At 53.4% G+C, this 15,797-nt stretch carries 8 protein-coding genes and 2 pseudogenes; 9 read left to right on the top strand and 1 reads right to left on the bottom strand.

The window, feature by feature from the left end:
- Positions 1-696: 696 nt before the first annotated feature.
- The 8 genes and pseudogenes from ACR3EN_RS19730 to ACR3EN_RS19765 all read left to right on the top strand — a co-directional run.
- The gene (locus ACR3EN_RS19730; RefSeq protein ID WP_480821178.1) at positions 697-1,830 is read left to right on the top strand and encodes a hypothetical protein; all 1,134 of its coding nucleotides are present in this window, start codon (positions 697-699) and stop codon (positions 1,828-1,830) included.
- A 168-nt stretch (positions 1,831-1,998) separates the two neighbouring features.
- A complete protein-coding gene (locus tag ACR3EN_RS19735) occupies positions 1,999-3,057 on the top strand; it encodes a DegT/DnrJ/EryC1/StrS family aminotransferase (protein ID WP_480821176.1) in 1,059 nt (352 codons plus the stop codon).
- A gap of 543 nt (positions 3,058-3,600) precedes the next feature.
- Positions 3,601-4,815 carry a glycosyltransferase gene (locus tag ACR3EN_RS19740; protein WP_480821174.1) on the top strand — a complete coding sequence of 405 codons (1,215 nt, stop codon included), beginning with the start codon at positions 3,601-3,603 and terminating at the stop codon, positions 4,813-4,815.
- A 108-nt stretch (positions 4,816-4,923) separates the two neighbouring features.
- Positions 4,924-5,373, top strand: a pseudogene (locus ACR3EN_RS19745) (IS5 family transposase); the annotation flags it as partial.
- An 87-nt stretch (positions 5,374-5,460) separates the two neighbouring features.
- Complete coding sequence (tnpA, locus tag ACR3EN_RS19750) at positions 5,461-5,862, top strand: IS66-like element accessory protein TnpA (protein WP_480826042.1); 402 nt, start codon at positions 5,461-5,463, stop codon at positions 5,860-5,862.
- Positions 5,859-6,212 carry an IS66 family insertion sequence element accessory protein TnpB gene (gene tnpB, locus ACR3EN_RS19755; protein WP_480826040.1) on the top strand — a complete coding sequence of 118 codons (354 nt, stop codon included), beginning with the start codon at positions 5,859-5,861 and terminating at the stop codon, positions 6,210-6,212. The genes tnpA and tnpB overlap by 4 nt, the downstream gene beginning before the upstream one ends.
- 54 nt (positions 6,213-6,266) lie before the next feature.
- Positions 6,267-7,784 carry an IS66 family transposase gene (gene tnpC / locus ACR3EN_RS19760; protein ID WP_480826038.1) on the top strand — a complete coding sequence of 506 codons (1,518 nt, stop codon included), beginning with the start codon at positions 6,267-6,269 and terminating at the stop codon, positions 7,782-7,784.
- A gap of 16 nt (positions 7,785-7,800) precedes the next feature.
- A pseudogene (locus tag ACR3EN_RS19765) lies at positions 7,801-8,114 on the top strand (transposase); the annotation flags it as partial.
- 144 nt (positions 8,115-8,258) lie between these two features.
- On the opposite strand, the gene ACR3EN_RS19770 reads toward ACR3EN_RS19765, so the two are convergent.
- Positions 8,259-13,382, bottom strand: coding sequence for a PA14 domain-containing protein (locus ACR3EN_RS19770; RefSeq protein ID WP_480870344.1), 5,124 nt, complete (start codon positions 13,380-13,382; stop codon positions 8,259-8,261).
- 626 nt (positions 13,383-14,008) lie between these two features.
- On the opposite strand from ACR3EN_RS19770, the gene ACR3EN_RS19775 reads away from it, so the two are divergent.
- Positions 14,009-14,917 (top strand): WecB/TagA/CpsF family glycosyltransferase, encoded by a 909-nt coding sequence (locus ACR3EN_RS19775; RefSeq protein WP_480821165.1) that lies wholly within the window; start codon positions 14,009-14,011, stop codon positions 14,915-14,917.
- The last annotated feature ends 880 nt before the right edge of the window (positions 14,918-15,797 follow it).

Consider the following 15,797-nt stretch of genomic DNA (forward strand, 5'->3'; position numbering starts at 1 on the left):
AAGCAGTAAATCCTGTGTGGGGTGCGGAGTGACGATGTTGAGGTGGGCCCTGGTCTCATAAAGAGCACGCGTCCTTTGCGGCTTCGATCCGCGCATTTGGTCAATTTTTCACCGGCGTGTGGCAGACAAACCTGGTTCTGGTGTAGGCGCCCAGTACGGATTTTCATTATATGCCCAAAACAGATCGAGCCATAGTGGGTCTTCCTATCGGAGCAACTCAAGCCAATAAAGGTCATCAGCGAATGTCATCGCTGTTCATGTATCCCTCCGTCCTCAGGCTTATGCGGTTGTATAATGGCTGTGTGGTCGTCTTACTAGTTGCACCCGACTAGGTGTGTGGGGGTCGAGGCCAAACCAGCTTGCAGGATACCTGCAGCCTTTTTAGTGACGCTGTTCAGTGCCAGGAACAAACGTCGTCAATCACCAGATCGCCGATGTTGTGACAACATTGAAGCTACAATGCTCGAATGATCCTGCTCACGTGTGACCGTCTCTCTATTAGAAACAATCTACTATAAAAGCCACTTATTATGTCTGCGATGCGCAACACATGACAGCGGAAAACAAAAGGCCGAGCCTTAAATTTCTTGCAACGAGACTCGCTTCAGAACACCATTTGGGTTCATTGGCGTCCAAGATACGTAAATATACTGGTCAATATTATAGTGATTATTAAAGTTAAAATGCGAGTGCCCAATGCTGAAGGAGATAAAGCGCACTAATGCGATAGTGGTTGGATTTGTTTTTCTTGTATCGACACTGCTCCTGTTGCGCCGACTTGTTTATTTGTCCCAAGCGGGTGGGGGCGAATTTCAACATGCGGACTGGTTGATAAACTACTCCAGCGGGATTGTTCGCCGAGGTATGTCAGGCGAAATCTTCCTGTTTTTGTCTGAACTGTCTGGTGTGAGCCCGCTATTGTTGGTCAGTGCAGTGCAGGCTGCGTTGACGGTACTGATAATAGCGCTGCTCTTTGCCAAAGGCCTGTCTCTGAGGATGCCAGACTTGGTCGTGATCCTGTTTGTGAGCCCGGCCTTGGTGCTATTTTGGCTCAACGACACCACAGCCGCTTACCGCAAAGAATTGTTGGGTCTAGCGTCCTTCTTACCGCTGCTGTTTCCTCGAAGCAGCGGCCCACTGGGCGTAGTGGTTGTTGTGATCATCTACGGTAGTTCAGTCTTTTTTCACGAAGCCAACTTGGTTTTGCTTCCTGGGTTAAGCACTGCGCTCTATTTACGTCTTGGTAAACAAAAGTCGATTGCGCCGATTGCGATCTTATGTCTGATCTCGCTGGCAGCAGCTGTGTTTTCTGTGGTGTATGTCAGTGTGCCGGATACCGACGCAATGTGCAGCCGGTTGTTAGCATCAGGGCTCACGGACCGTCTGTGCGGAGGAATATTTCCGTGGTTGGAAGATGGGTTTGGAGACACGACCTCAGCAGTGAAGGTTATCGTGCTGGATCGGGTTAACCTGGCTGTCGTTTCGTTGATGATAGCACTGCTGCTATTGCCCTGTTTGTGGATAGCAACCCGTGTCCTATACGGGTGGTTCGAGTGGTCGCTTTACTTGATTAGTGCCGGAACCCCTTTCATGCTCTACCCAATCGCTACAGATTGGAGCCGCTGGTTGTCGATGCAGGTCTTTGTATCGGTCTTTTTAGTGTTGATCCTTGCGGAAAGGCGCAAAGCGATAAACCTACAAGTACATAACGTAGCCTATGCTTTGGCTTTGAGTTCCAGCCTCCTTGTCGGAATCAATCATATTGCGCCAGTGCCCGTCTCAGGCTTTGTTTTTCAGTTCGCGCACGCCGTAAGAGTTGTTTTGGGATGAATTCACGTTCAGCAGACGCCCAACTGTTCTTATTTCGTGAGCAATATGCAGAGCGCCGAAGGATTATATCGATTGTGGGGGTTTTAGCAGAAAGTCACGATTATTTTCTTATGCATATCTCGGTAGCCAAGGTAGCATCCACAAGCATTTCTATTGTGGGATGACTCGATGCGTGGTCGCGAAGTACTGTTTGTTGAAGAAAAACAGCCGAACATGGCCCGGATATCCGAACTACTTCAGGCATGCGCCAATCAAAGCCAATGGGCAAATCAGGGACCGCTGTATCACGCCTTGCGCGAGCTTTGTGTAGATCATGTCGGCCTGCCTGAAACTTGGGACGTCGTTCCAATGGCCAATGGCGGTATGGCTCTGGAAGCACTAGCAACGCTCCAGTCAGCTCGGGCGGGCCGTCGCATGAAATGGGTTGCTTCAGCATATACATTCCAAAACCTGGGTCGTGGGCGTTTTAATGATGTCCTGTTTCTTGATTGCGATGACAAAGGGCTTCTGGATCTCGATGCTCTAGAAGCGTTAGACCCGGTTAGCTATGATGGTATCATAGTGACAAATCCTTTTGGTCTGTATCAGGATTTTTCGGCTTATACAGCGCTAGCGCATCGCTTATGCAAACGGCTGCTGCTAGATAATGCTTCCGGGTTTCACACCGAACTGCCCAACATACCATGGCAGGCGATAAGTCTTCATCACACCAAACCGTATGGTTTCGGCGAGGGAGGATTGGCGATCCTCCCGAAGGATCAAGCAGCGCGTTTGGTCGAGTTGATCAGCTATGGCTTGGATTTGGACGACAGTGCCTATTGGGTGGGCAATTGCAAAACATCGGACGTCGCCTGCGCCTTTCTGATCGACCGTATCGAAAGCATCGGAAGCTGGGGACCCCCTTCGATTGAACAGCGCAATCGCATAATCGGGATTGCATCAGGTTTGGGCCTTCAGCCGCTGCATATCCCGGCTACGAATATCCCTCTGACCAGCATCCCTTTTCTGGCGCCCGATGAGGTCCCTTATGAGCGGTTGGCGCTTGCCCGTCATCTGACTTTGCAAAAATACTACATACCAGCCGCACCGCGCCCCAATGCCATCAACATTTTTAGCCGTGTCTTAAACATACCCTGCCACAAGGACGTAGCAAAAGTGAGCGACGATCAAATCCATGAAGATCTCCAAATAGTCCTGACAAAATCAAATCTGACGGAGGTCGTGTAGGAGGTATCAGATCAGTACGCCCTGGAACTTGTATAGGACATTGGGAACTATTTTTCTGATCTTGGTCTGGGAAGCGACTTTCAAACAGATAACGAGGTCCAATATGATACCAAGCACCATTGTAACCTCGATCCTTGCCATGATTTCGTTCTGTCAGTGCCGTTCCGGTTCAAAGTGTTCCGTCATTACGTGCGCATGAACATATGGGGCATTTTTTGCCGAAGGTGTCTTTGAGGAGCATCGAGATTTTAAACACAGCCATGATCAGTGACCATGAAAACTTGGCAACATCTTATTGGATGCAACGGCGATTTCCGGTTTATGTGACTACATCGCAGGAGGTGCTACTGAATGCTAACGTAACTCACCAACAATGCTCATGCCTGTGGAAGGCATAACCGAGCCAGGAGCTATGGCTCTGCGACCCTCTATAAAGCAACCCATGTGCAAAAAAGTACTGTTTTTGTTTCTAGAAGACCACCTCGCTGCTAAGAGACTAGCAGCCGCTCATTGTTGTTTCGACAGGATACAGGAATAGATTTCTTGAGTTCCCGCGCCGATCCAAATGAACTTATCTTGTTGCCTGTTTTGAAGGCCCATCGCGGCACCAATGGCGGGCTGGTGCTGACCCAAAAGTATCTTGACGGCGCGGCTGAATACGCCAAGCACTGGGATGGTCAAGTGACGACTCTTATTGAAGTGTCTCCAACGGCATCATCCGACATGGACCATGTCGAAATCCAACCCGATGAAAATGCTGATACAAGGGTTGAAGAGCGTCCTCAGGCATTGGCTGATCTTATTCAGCGCATAAAAGGTGCGGGCGCTGTAGTCGGTTTTCTTGATCCGAGTCAGGCAGAGCTTACGCGCCAGTGTTTCGATAGTGGGATTCCCGTGATCCATGTGTGTGAGTACACACTGAGAACCGAGTTTCAAATTATTGACGCTACGCGTGCTAGCTTTTTCAGGAAGATGCGTCGCAAACTATGGATATGGAACGCTGAACGCACGCGCAGGGAATTGCTCGGATTTGTTGCAGGCCTACAATGCAACGGTGTACCAATCTACGATGCTTATCGACCGATCCGGCAGGATGCGTTTTTGTTTTTTGATAATCGGGTTCGAAAGTCTGATGTTGCAAGTGATGACGAGCTTGCAAAGAAGGCGGAGGCGCTGCGCGCGGGAAAACCAATTCGCCTGCTTTTTGGCGGGCGTTTTGTGCCTATGAAAGGGGTGCTGCATCTACCGCGTGTTGCGCGTGGTCTGGTCGATCGTGGTGTCGACTTTCAATTCAAAATCTATGGTGCTGGGCCGGAAGAAGCCCGTCTGATTGACGCCATCCGACGAAACGGTGTCGACGACCGGGTGACCATCCACCGTCCCCTGGACTTCGTTTCGGGCTGGGTGCCTATGCTAAAGTCCGAGACAGATCTATTCGTCAGTTGCCACCCACAAGGTGACCCTTCGAGCACTTATTCAGAGGTGTTTTCTTGCGGCGTGCCGATCGTCGGCTTTGCCAACGAAGCTTTTCGAGGCATCGCATCGCACGCCAGAAGTGGGTTTGCCAGACCTTTGGGCGATGCCGAAGGTTTAGCGGATAAGATTGCAGAGCTTGATCGTAATCGCGAATTGCTGGTTGAATCCGCGCGTCATGGTCGCGACTTCGCGCGTGAGCATTGCTTCGAGTTAACTTTTGAGCGTCGTGCCAAACACTTTGCCAAGGCAGCTAAGGCATGGCGCGATGGTGAGGTTTGTTAACCTTAATATCTGTTGATTTACAATTGGAGGCGCAGCGCGTCCTTAGGGTCAGGAACCATTGATTTCCGCTTTTCGGCATGATCCACCGTTCGAAAGACGAGTGACGATATGTCTGACCTTTTCTGGCTGAGCGATGCACAGATGGTGCGTCTGGAGCCCTATTTCCCCAAGTCCCACAGCAAGCCTCGTGTGGATGGCCGGCGTGTGTTGAGTGGGATTATCTTCATCAATCGCAATGGTTTACGGTGGCGGGATGCGCCCAGGGAATACGGGCCGCACAAGATCCTTTACAACCGTTGGAAACGATAGAGTGACAAAGGCATCTTTGCCCAGATGATGGTCGGTCTGACCGCTGAGCATGGCGAAGAGAAGACGATCATGATCGACGCCCACCTATCTGAAAGCCCACCGCACAGCGCCCAGTTTGGGCGTCAAAAGGTGGGACGCGGTCGCCTGATTGGCAGAACCAAAGGCGGTATGAATACCAAGTTGCACGCCATCTGTGACAGCAAAGGGCGACCTTTGAACCTCTTTGTTACCGCTGGGCATGTGAGTGATTAGTAAGCGGTGTCCTCCCCCCACCTTCCTGAAGTCTGCCTGATCTGCGATTCCGCTGCGGAGTGTAGATTTTGGCTGGAGGTATTTATGGGAGTCCATCGGGAGCTACGATTGGAGTCCGTTGCGGGCCATGAGGTTTTGATCGGTCGAGATGGCAAGCGGCGCTGGCCGGAAGAGCTCAAGGGGCAGCTTGTTGCGGAAACGCTGGTTCCAGGGGTGACCGTAAACGAGGTCGCCCGACGCGCTGGCATGCGTCCAAACCATTTGTCTGAATGGCGTCGCCTGGCCCGAGAAGGTAAATTGGTGGTGCCGGATTTGGCTGGAGCGGAATTTGCGCCGGTCGTGATTGAGCCCGAGGCTCCGGCGGCACCATCAGAACCCGGTGACAGGATTGAGATTGCCCATGGGGATGTTACCGTTCGGCTGGATGCTGGGACATCGCCTGAGCGGATCGCCAGTATTGCCCGCGCGCTGAACGGGGCTTCATGATCTTTCCGTCGAACCGGGTGCGGATCGTGGTGGCGACGAGGCCAGTAGACTTCCGCAAGGGTCATGACGGACTGGCGGCGCTGGTGCAGAACGAGTTGCGCAAGGAGCCGTTCACCGGAACCGTGTTTGTCTTTCGCTCGAAGCGCGCCGACCGGTTGAAGCTGCTCTATTGGGATGGCACCGGGCTGGTGATGACGTATAAGCGGCTGGAAGAGACAACATTCACCTGGCCTGCGATCCGGGACGGGCTGATGTCGCTCAATCATGCCCAGTTCGAGGCGCTGTTTGCCGGGTTGGACTGGCGGAAAGTGAAGGCGTTGTCAGCACGTCCACCAACTGCGGCAGAGTGACTCGCGCGCCTGTTTGGGCAGGCAGCCGGATGCCCGTTTTGGTAGATCATATCCATGATTGCGGCGGCTGATCTTCCCGACGACATTGATGCGCTCAAAGCCATGATCGTGGCTCAGGGTGAGCAGAATGCGCGTCTGGAAACGCTGGTTGCAGCGCTGAGGAAAGCGCTCTTTGGCCGTAAATCTGAGAAGGTCGATCCAGATCAGTTCGAACTGGCTCTGGAAGATATCGAAACCGGGATTGCACAGGTTGAAGCCGAGGGTGAAGCCAATCCGCTTGTCACGCCAACACAGACGTCCGCGCCGCGCCAGAGCAACCGGGGCTCGTTACCAAAGCACTTGCCGCGCATTGAAGAGGTGATCGAGCCGGAAAGCACGGTCTGCGGTTGTGGTTCTGAACGACATGTCATTGGCGAAGATGTCAGCGAGCGGCTCGATATCGTTCCGGCCCGGTTCCGCGTGATCGTCACCCGCCGTCCCAAATATGCCTGCCGGTCCTGCGAAGAGGGGATCGTCCAAGCACCCGCTCCGGCGCATCTGATCCCCGGTGGGATGCCGACCGAGGCCACCATTGCGCAGGTGATCGTCAGTAAATATGCCGATCACCTTCCCTTGTATCGCCAAGCTCAGATCTACGCCCGGCAAGGGATCGATCTGGATCGCTCGACCCTGGCCGCTTGGGTTGGCCGGGCAGCGTTTGAGCTGCGCCCTGTTCATGACGCGCTGATGGCCGATCTAAAACGCTCGACAAAGCTGTTCATGGACGAGACGGTGGCTCCGGTCCTCGATCCCGGCCGCAAGAAGACCAAAACCGGCTACTTCTGGGCGCTCGCCCGCGATGACCGACCCTGGGGCGGGGAAGACCCGCCCGGCGTGGCCTTCACCTACGCACCGGGACGCGCCGGAGAATACGCAAAGCAAATCCTGGTTGGCTTCAATGGTACACTCCAGGTCGATGGCTACGCCGGATACAACCGCCTGCTCAAACGGCAGGAAGGCGCGATCCAATTGGCCCACTGCTGGGCGCATGCCCGCCGTAAACTCTTTGATGTGGCAAAAGCTGGAAAAGCCACCCCGATTGCCGATGACGGCATCGCACAGATCCGGGACCTCTACCGCATCGAAAAGGAAATCAGAGGCCAAAGCCCGGCCGCCCGGAACGCAGCGCGGCAGGAACGCTCAAAACCAATCATCGATCAGATGGAAATCTGGCTCCGGGAAACGCGCTCCCGCGTCTCCGCCAAGTCTCCTATCGGTGAGGCCCTGAGCTACATTACCAAACACTGGGTAGGCCTGACCGTATTTTTGGATGATGGTCGTGTGGAACTGGATTCCAACAGCGTCGAGCGCACAATCCGCCCGATTGCGTTGAGCCGCAAGAATGCCCTCTTCGCTGGGCATGAGGCCGGAGCTCAGAACTGGGCAATCCTCGCCTCGATGATCGAGACCTGCAAATTGAACAATGTCGATCCGCACGCCTGGCTCACCCAAACCCTGACCGCAATCGTAAATGGGCACAAACAGTCCAAAATCAGCAGCCTGATGCCCTGGAATTACACCGCTGACGTGTGATCGGCGCACCGCTTACAGTGATTACGTCGGTGCAAAGGCTCTTTTGAGCAGTCTGCCCAATGTCGACTGGCTGCTCCGAGATCGAGGCTACGACGCCGATTGGTTCAGAGAAGCCCTGAAAGACAAAGGGATACGCGCATGTATCCCTGGTCGGAAGCAACGCAAGGCTACCGTCAAATAGGACAAACGCCGCTAGAAACGGCGCAATCGGATCGAGATTATGTTCGGCAGACTCAAGGATTGGCGGCGTGCTGGAACCCGCTATGACAGGTGTCCTAAGGTACCCCTCTCCGCCATCGTTCTCGCCGCACTGTCATATTCTGGCTATGAAACAACAATCGGTCCTGACCCTAGATCACGCTACGATCTGTCCCAAAATCCCTGACGACGGACAAAATACCCCAACGCCTTTAGAAGCGGTGGGGTATGTGGTTACTCAACTAGTCTTATGACGCTCGCGGCAAAAGGCCTGTGTCAAAGGTCAAAGACCTCAACGGTCACCGTTGCTTCATTCAGTTGCCCGGACGAATCCGCAACCCAGTAGTCGAAGGTGTCCACCCCCTCGTAGCCGAGATTCGGTTGGTATAGTAGACTTCCATCTTCCTGCATGTAGACATCGCCATACTCTGGGTCGGTGAAACCGCTGACATTCAGAACAGCGTCTTCTGCATCAGAGTCATTCGCTAGTACATCTACCACGATTCCTTGACCAACGCTGGTTGAGAAATTGTCGTCACGAGCGACCGGGGCTGATCCACCCAGATCGATCACACCATTATATCTGGCACCGTTAGCATAGTTATTGATCATCCAGTTGTTCGCCAGCTCTTCATGGCTCATTTCCAGCGTTACAACATGTGTGATCCTAGTCAGTTCACCAGTGGCACGATCGGCGAGGAAATCGTCGATAAGTATGACGTTTCTACCATCCGACGTCGAATAATACCCGTCTTCCGAGATGATGTGGATAATGTGATCGTAGAAATCAAGCTCCAGCGGGTCCTGTGACAAGGCGCGGTCTCGGGTTCCGATCGAGTCGGTCTTGATCCCGTCAAAACTGAAGCTTTCACCCAAGGCAAGGCTGGTATCGCCATTATGGATGAACTCCATCCGGCCCGGTGTAAGGTCGGCCGACGTCAGCAACTGGTGTTGGTTGGGATTAAAGCCGAAAAGGTCGATCTGATTGTTTATGCCTTCATAATCGATCAGAACATGCGCAATGTCTTCGTCCGGAAGATTCCAATGCGGATCCCATTCCATGTCGACGCCGACGTCAAAGCCTTCGGTGCGCAGGCCATTGAACACCATGTCAGTGGTGTTGTTGCCCAGTATCACCCCATAGTGATTAACATCGCCAATCCGATCAGTCGTGTTGATAAGATCAAAGTCTATCAACGTGTAGTGCGCGGTATAGCTCAGGTTCACACCTGTGGCGGTTTCCCAGTTCAGAAACCCGTCAAATACCGATCTGATCTCATGAGTCTCCTGCGACGGCGTGTCCTTGATAACGATGATGCCCGTATTTGTCCCAAAAGCTTCATTGTCACGGAAACCCTGAATTGGCGCATGGTTGTTCAGGATCTCGTCTGACCCGCCATATCCGATCTCAGGGTGATCCAAGTTATCAACAAGCGGGTTCTCTTTGCTGTTGCGGTGCATCCAGACAAAGCCGTTGTTGGTATTGGCTGCGACGTTTTCAGCAGCCTCCACCAGACGCCCAGCGAAGAAGAAACCGTCCCCGGTATGGCCGGTATCCTGCGCTACAACGCGTGCCCCATCTTTTACTTCCCAATCACCCCAGTTGGTGCCTTCAACATTGATTGCCATATTGCGGAGCCAGACACCGGTTTCGTCCCCGGCTTCTGCCACAAACGCTGCGCCGAAAATGTCAAAGGCGACGTTGTCAGTGAAGTGCGCGTTACTGGAGTGATGCACGAAACCCCAGCCAGGAGATCCGTCGACAACGTTCCCGACGGCCATCGCCGGGTCACCCTGGTCTGCCGTTCCAGTTCTATGGAAGTGAACGGAATAACGACCCTGAATGTTGCTGTCCGGTTCTACGACCGCCAGATCATCAGTGCTGAGCGCGGCGGGCGTTGATTTGTCGGTTCGCCCCAAATCCTCAAATGCTGCGTAGCGCACATCAACATCATCGTTATGCATAAACATAACGTGCCCACGATGATGCGTCTGAGTGGCGTCGCCATCTTCGCTCGAGATGGTAATGTTGCGCGACATGTTAGACACGTAGGCAAAAAGATCCTCACGCGGCGTATCGTGATCATGTTCGAGTGGAGGCTCAAATGTGATTTGGTTGCCGTTGATTGCGGTGATCGTTATCTCTTCGTCCTGGCTTTCGATATGGCCAGCAGCGGTGCCGGTATGACCGGTCTTGTGTGTGCCGGTGATGACCAGCTTGTCGCCCACTTGCCAACCATCGGGCACCTCGGACAAGCTTAGGGAGGAGTCCCCGCTCATCGGCGCTTCCGAGACACGCAGGAAGGCATCTTTCTCTGCGCCATGAATTTCGACTTGGCCGTGCGAAATTACGCCGCGCGACAGCAAGGAAGGGTCCCAGTTGACGTCAATATCGCCATTGTTTGCAATGACAATATCCACGTTCACATCTGCAGCAATCGGGTTCTCGGCAGTGCCAATCTCAAGCCGGCCTGATGTATCGACAACCAACGTGTCGACGACCATAAGGCTGTCAATATCGGGCGCGAATGAAAGCCCACCATCAACACGAACCGTGAACAGCGAGGCATCACTTTCGCCATTATAGCGTACCGCGATGTTCTTCGGGATCAGCACATTGGCTCCCGCGTCCGGTATACGACCTTCATGCCAAGTGTTGGGGTCAAACCAGTCGCCGTCGGACACGGCGACATGGGTTGCTTCTGAGCGAGGAACAAGATCCAGCAATTCCGCGTGCTCAGTGGCCATGCTTTCGTCACCGCCATGAGCATGCGCATTCGGTTCCGCCATCACGGCCGCGACAAAGGCATCATATTCTTCAGGGCTGGTCGGTTCAGGGATCGTTCCCGGCATGTTTGCACCGCCGTGATCTACTTGATCACCATCGCCGTGATTGCCGTGATCACTGTGGTCCGTCCCATCCGTAGTATCGGTGTCATCTGTGGTGTCGGAACCGTCATGCCCACCGTGGTCTGTATCGTCCGTGGTGCCAGTGTCATCTGTGGTGTCGGAACCGTCATGCCCACCGTGGTCTGTGTCGTCTGTGGTGCCGGTGTCATCTGTGGTGTCGGAACCGTCATGCCCACCGTGGTCTGTGTCGTCCGTGGTGCCGGTGTCATCTGTGGTGTCGGAACCGTCATGTCCACCGTGGTCTGTGTCGTCCGTGGTGCCGGTGTCATCTGTGGTGTCGGGCCCGTCATGTCCACCGTGGTCTGTGTCGTCCGTGGTATCGGTGTCGTCGGTGCCGTCATGACCGCCGTGGTCGGTCCCATCCGTGGTATCTGCGCCATCGGTGGTCTCGGTATCGTCATGGCCAGCATGGTCTGTGTCGTCTTGGCCGCTCGCCGGATGCGCCAAACTATCGCCCGAGATAACCTCGGTGAGCCCGTTTGTATCAGGACCATTCCATTCCAATCTGAGGACTTGCTCGCCCCAAATTTCGAAATAGCGGATTTCGATGTCATGCTCACCCGCTTCCAAATCAAGGGTGACCGGAACGGTTACGCCCGCGTGCGCGCCATCGTTGTCTATGACCTGCTCGCCATTTAGGTACAGTGCCGAGCCATCATCAGAAGTCAGATAAATCGTGTAGGTTCCAGCTGTGGCTACATTCAGTGTGCCAAAATAGCGGGCTGCGAACTCATCCTGTACACCGCTTTCCCAGAAAGGGTCGTTAGAGCTATGGAAATTCAGTTCTGAAACTGAGCCCGTAGCGTCAGGTGCTGAGTCGAAATCGATATCCGCCAGGCTCCAAGCTGCCGTTGGCAACACAAAATACTGCGCTGCAAGACCGCGGTTTTGTGCCGGTTGACCATCGGTGGTTTCGGAACCGTCCTGCCCACCATGGTCTGTGTCGTCCGTGGTGCCGGTGTCATCGGTGGTTTCGGAACCGTCCTGCCCACCATGGTCTGTATCGTCCGTGGTATCGGTGCCATCGGTGGTTTCGGAACTGTCCTGCCCACTGTGGTCTGTGTCGTCCGTGGTGCCGGTGTCATCGGTGGTTTCGGAACCGTCATGTCCACCATGGTCTGTATCGTCCGTAGTGTCGGTGTCATCGGTGGTTTCGGAACCGTCATGTCCACCATGGTCTGTATCGTCCGTAGTGTCGGTGTCATCGGTGGTTTCGGAACCGTCCTGCCCACCATGGTCTGTATCGTCCGTGGTGTCGGTGTCATCGGTGGTTTCGGAACCGTCCTGCCCACCGTGGTCTGTGTCGTCCGTGGCACCGGTGTCATCTGTGGTGTCGGAACCGTCATGTCCACCGTGGTCTGTGTCGTCCGTAGTATCGGTGTCATCTGTGCCGTCATGGCCGCCGTGGTCTGTATCGTCAGTCGAGACAGGGTCGTCCTGACCTTCACCAGAATCATTGGGCGGCATGCCATGGCTCAGGCTGTCACCGCTAATCGCTACTTTAACGCCATCCGTGTCCGGGCCGCTCCAGCGAAGTCTTAGCGTTTGTGCACCCGAGTATTCGAAATACAAAAGCTCAAGATCGTGGGAGCCTGCAGTCAGGAAAAGAGTTTCCTGAATTTCGGTGGTTGCATGTCGCCCGTCATTGTCGATGATCTGCTCGCCATCAAGAGACAAAGTCGACCCATCATCCGATTTCAGATAAATCGTATACTCACCTGCAGTTTCGACATTCAGCTGACCTGTGATCTCAGCGGCGAAACGGTTGCGCGGGCCATCTTCCCACCACGCCTTTTTGCCTTTCTTGTAATCAACCTCGGTCAAGATTTGTTCAGCGATCGGTTCGGCGTCAAAATCGATCTTGTCTAGGCTCGTATCACCGCGCCCGATTTTGAAGAATTTTGCTTCAAGACCCAGGTTTGCCTCCGGCGCTGCTTCTGAGCTGACCGATAAGACTTCGGTTTCTGCATCTGTAACAGTAGAGTCGGCGGGCAATGAATAGTTTACCACACTGGAGTCGATCAACTGCAACGTATTGTCAGTATCGGGCCCGTACCATTCCAGCTTAAGAGTTTGCGCTCCGCCGCTTTCGAAGTAGCGGATTTCGATGTCATGCATGCCCGCGCGAAGATCTAGCGTAACGGGAACCAGCCGATCGGAATGGTTGCCGTCATTGCTAATGACCAACTCGCCATCAATATAAAGCGCTGAACCGTCATCCGACGTCAGATGGATGGTGTAGAGACCGTCCTCAATCACATTAAGGCTGCCTGTGTAACGCGCAGCAAAGGAGTCCGTCGGTCCCCCTTCCCAGAAAGCGTCATAAGACTTCTCTGCGTTCAGTTCCGTGACGATCTCGACCGCATCGGGCGATAGGTCGAAATCAATCTCACTCAGGCTTGAAACCCACTGAGGCAAAACGTAATATTCTGCGACGAAACCCAAACCCTGGTTTGGGATCCCGAAATTGCGAATATCGATACTGCTCATAACGTTATCCTTGGTTCAGGTAACTAAAGCCGGATTTGGCTCCAATTGATGTGGTGGTGACTTACGGGGTACGGAGGCACCAAGGCGAAAGTGCGGCGGGAGTCTGGCAAGCGACCATGTCCGCGGCAGAATTGTGTCTATTCTGAGGGCGCAATTGATAAGGAACGGCTAATGTTCGCGATATCACGTTGATTGTTTTGGCAGTTGGTGCCTTGCTGATAGCCATCTCTTACACAACATCCTATTGTGGCCTCGCGACCCGTAAGTCCCGAGAATCATGGTCGTTTGAACTCAACGAAGCACTAGTTCACCATCCCTGAACAATGGGATACTCAGGGGGCTAATTACCCACAACCCAGAAATTCTGAATGTCATTCCAGCAAGCGAGACCTTGCCGAGCGTGCCCAATTTTCCGCCGAATTTATATCTAAAGTCCCGGTTTTTCCGCCATTTCAGCCCATTTGGAGCCCCGTTTTGCCCTAAACTTCATTAAGTTCTGCATAGAATCGTCATGTACAGACTGGACTGAATCACCCGAAACGCGGGAAAATCGTTCGCTATAGTCAATTACTACCTGTTTTTGCTCAAGTCATTGAGAACGGGAACTGACTGATGCGTCCTATCAAATGCAAAACACCGCGACGAACGATTTTTGTGATTGGGCAAATAATAACTGGAAGCTAACAATAGACAACGCGGTGTCGCTCAGCCACCAAATTGCATTGTTCAACATTTGTGGATTTGTTTTTGTGGACTCCGAAACTGATATCGCTACGCATCATTCGGCACGAATGCCCGAGTTTTTATCGCTGGTTAATCAATCTACGAAGACCGAGCTTTTTGAGAGCATAACCAATTGCTGGAACCAAGGGCAGGGTTTCACTCTGGCCACACTTAATCTGGACCATATCGTTAAGATGCGTCAGATGGATGAATTCCATTCAGCCTATATTGCGCATAGTCACGTCGTTGCCGACGGCAATCCGATTGTCTGGCTATCGCGCCTCGCGGGGCGCCTGATTGAACTAATGCCAGGCTCAGACCTAATTCAGCCTTTGACAAAGCTGGCGGCGCAGCATGACGTACCCATTGCGCTATTGGGTTCAACACAAAGCACACTGGACCGGGCGGCGGATCAACTGGAAAGAGATAACCCAGGGCTGCGTGTGGTTTCAAAGATCGCGCCGCCTTTCGGACTTGATCCCAATGGGGCCGAGGTTGCCAACTACTTTGAGGAAATCAAAGCAGCGCGAGCGCGCCTTTGTTTTCTGGCGCTTGGGGCGCCCAAGCAGGAAATACTGGCGGTGAGAGGTGCGCAAATTGTACAGGACTGTGGGTTTGTTTCAATTGGCGCAGGCCTCGATTTCATCGCGGGCAGCCAGGCCCGCGCGCCATTCTGGGTTCGCAAACTGGCTTTGGAATGGCTCTGGCGCATGGCCAGCAATCCGGGACGACTAGCTGCACGATATGGGCGGTGTTTTGTGATTATGCCCAATCTGTTCTGGCAGGCATTGCATGCGCGCCTAACCCGTTAACCATAGCGTTGAAAGATATGTCCTAAGGACCAATAGCTCCACTGTGCGTTCCCATCCTCGGTTGCGATAGGTTTGAGCATATATGGAGCTACCGACTGCCTTTGCAGAGCGGGTTGCATTTCATCTTTCTCCCTCCCATGAAACCCGCTCGGATGTTTTCGGTAGTGATCGCCACTCGGTTGTTAAAGATTGCAGAACTCAACCTTCATTGCGTTTCCCGCGCGGAAATCCAATCCTGCTTCCGAAGCGCGCGGGTAAACGCACTCATGTTGCATAAATCGCCAAACTCGGTCCCAAGAGCTTTGTCCAACAAACGCGCTTGACCGTCCATGGCGCGGGCAGGGGCTCGGCATAACCGTTGTTTCCAAGCAAATGATGGGTACTGGCTACTGTGATCCGAGTTTATGATCATGCGCGCGCCATATGCGCCATGGCCTCATTCGGTATCTCGATACAGTCTTCAACATGCGGATGTAGGTGATGCCCGATACCCGAACTTGAGTGGGCTGCGTTACGCACAGCCCTTTGCGCATATGAAGCTAAGTCCTGTGTCGTTTGGTGGGCCTGCTGGTGTGGGGCTTTTGATTAGTAGGCATCAGACCCATCAAATGCATCAGCCGCCTGATCCGCGTGCGATTGACCAGGTGGACGTCGTTGCTTGAAAGTCAGGTCATTTGGTGGACGCCCAAGATGGGGTTCCCAGGAACTGATCATAGCTCTGGCATATGACCATCAGATTCAGCGCCGTATCGTCTTTCAACGCTTCGAGGGTGACTTCCGTGTTGAAATCGGCGCTGTGGTTTTCTGTTTCGATATATCTGATCTCTTTTTTGTCGGAGATCAGCGGACAGCAAATCATCGCTTACCTTAGCCACAGAAT

The organism is Ruegeria sp. G7, assembly GCF_056535465.1.

Excerpts from the sequence above, each read along its gene's own strand:
- ACR3EN_RS19730 (WP_480821178.1), top strand. The coding sequence starts at position 697 with ATGCTGAAGGAGATAAAGCGCACTAATGCGATAGTGGTTGGATTTGTT.
- tnpC (WP_480826038.1), top strand. The coding sequence starts at position 6,267 with ATGATTGCGGCGGCTGATCTTCCCGACGACATTGATGCGCTCAAAGCC.
- tnpB (WP_480826040.1), top strand. The coding sequence starts at position 5,859 with ATGATCTTTCCGTCGAACCGGGTGCGGATCGTGGTGGCGACGAGGCCA.
- ACR3EN_RS19735 (WP_480821176.1), top strand. The coding sequence starts at position 1,999 with ATGCGTGGTCGCGAAGTACTGTTTGTTGAAGAAAAACAGCCGAACATG.
- ACR3EN_RS19775 (WP_480821165.1), top strand. The coding sequence starts at position 14,009 with ATGCAAAACACCGCGACGAACGATTTTTGTGATTGGGCAAATAATAAC.
- ACR3EN_RS19770 (WP_480870344.1), bottom strand. The coding sequence starts at position 13,382 with ATGAGCAGTATCGATATTCGCAATTTCGGGATCCCAAACCAGGGTTTG.
- tnpA (WP_480826042.1), top strand. The coding sequence starts at position 5,461 with ATGGGAGTCCATCGGGAGCTACGATTGGAGTCCGTTGCGGGCCATGAG.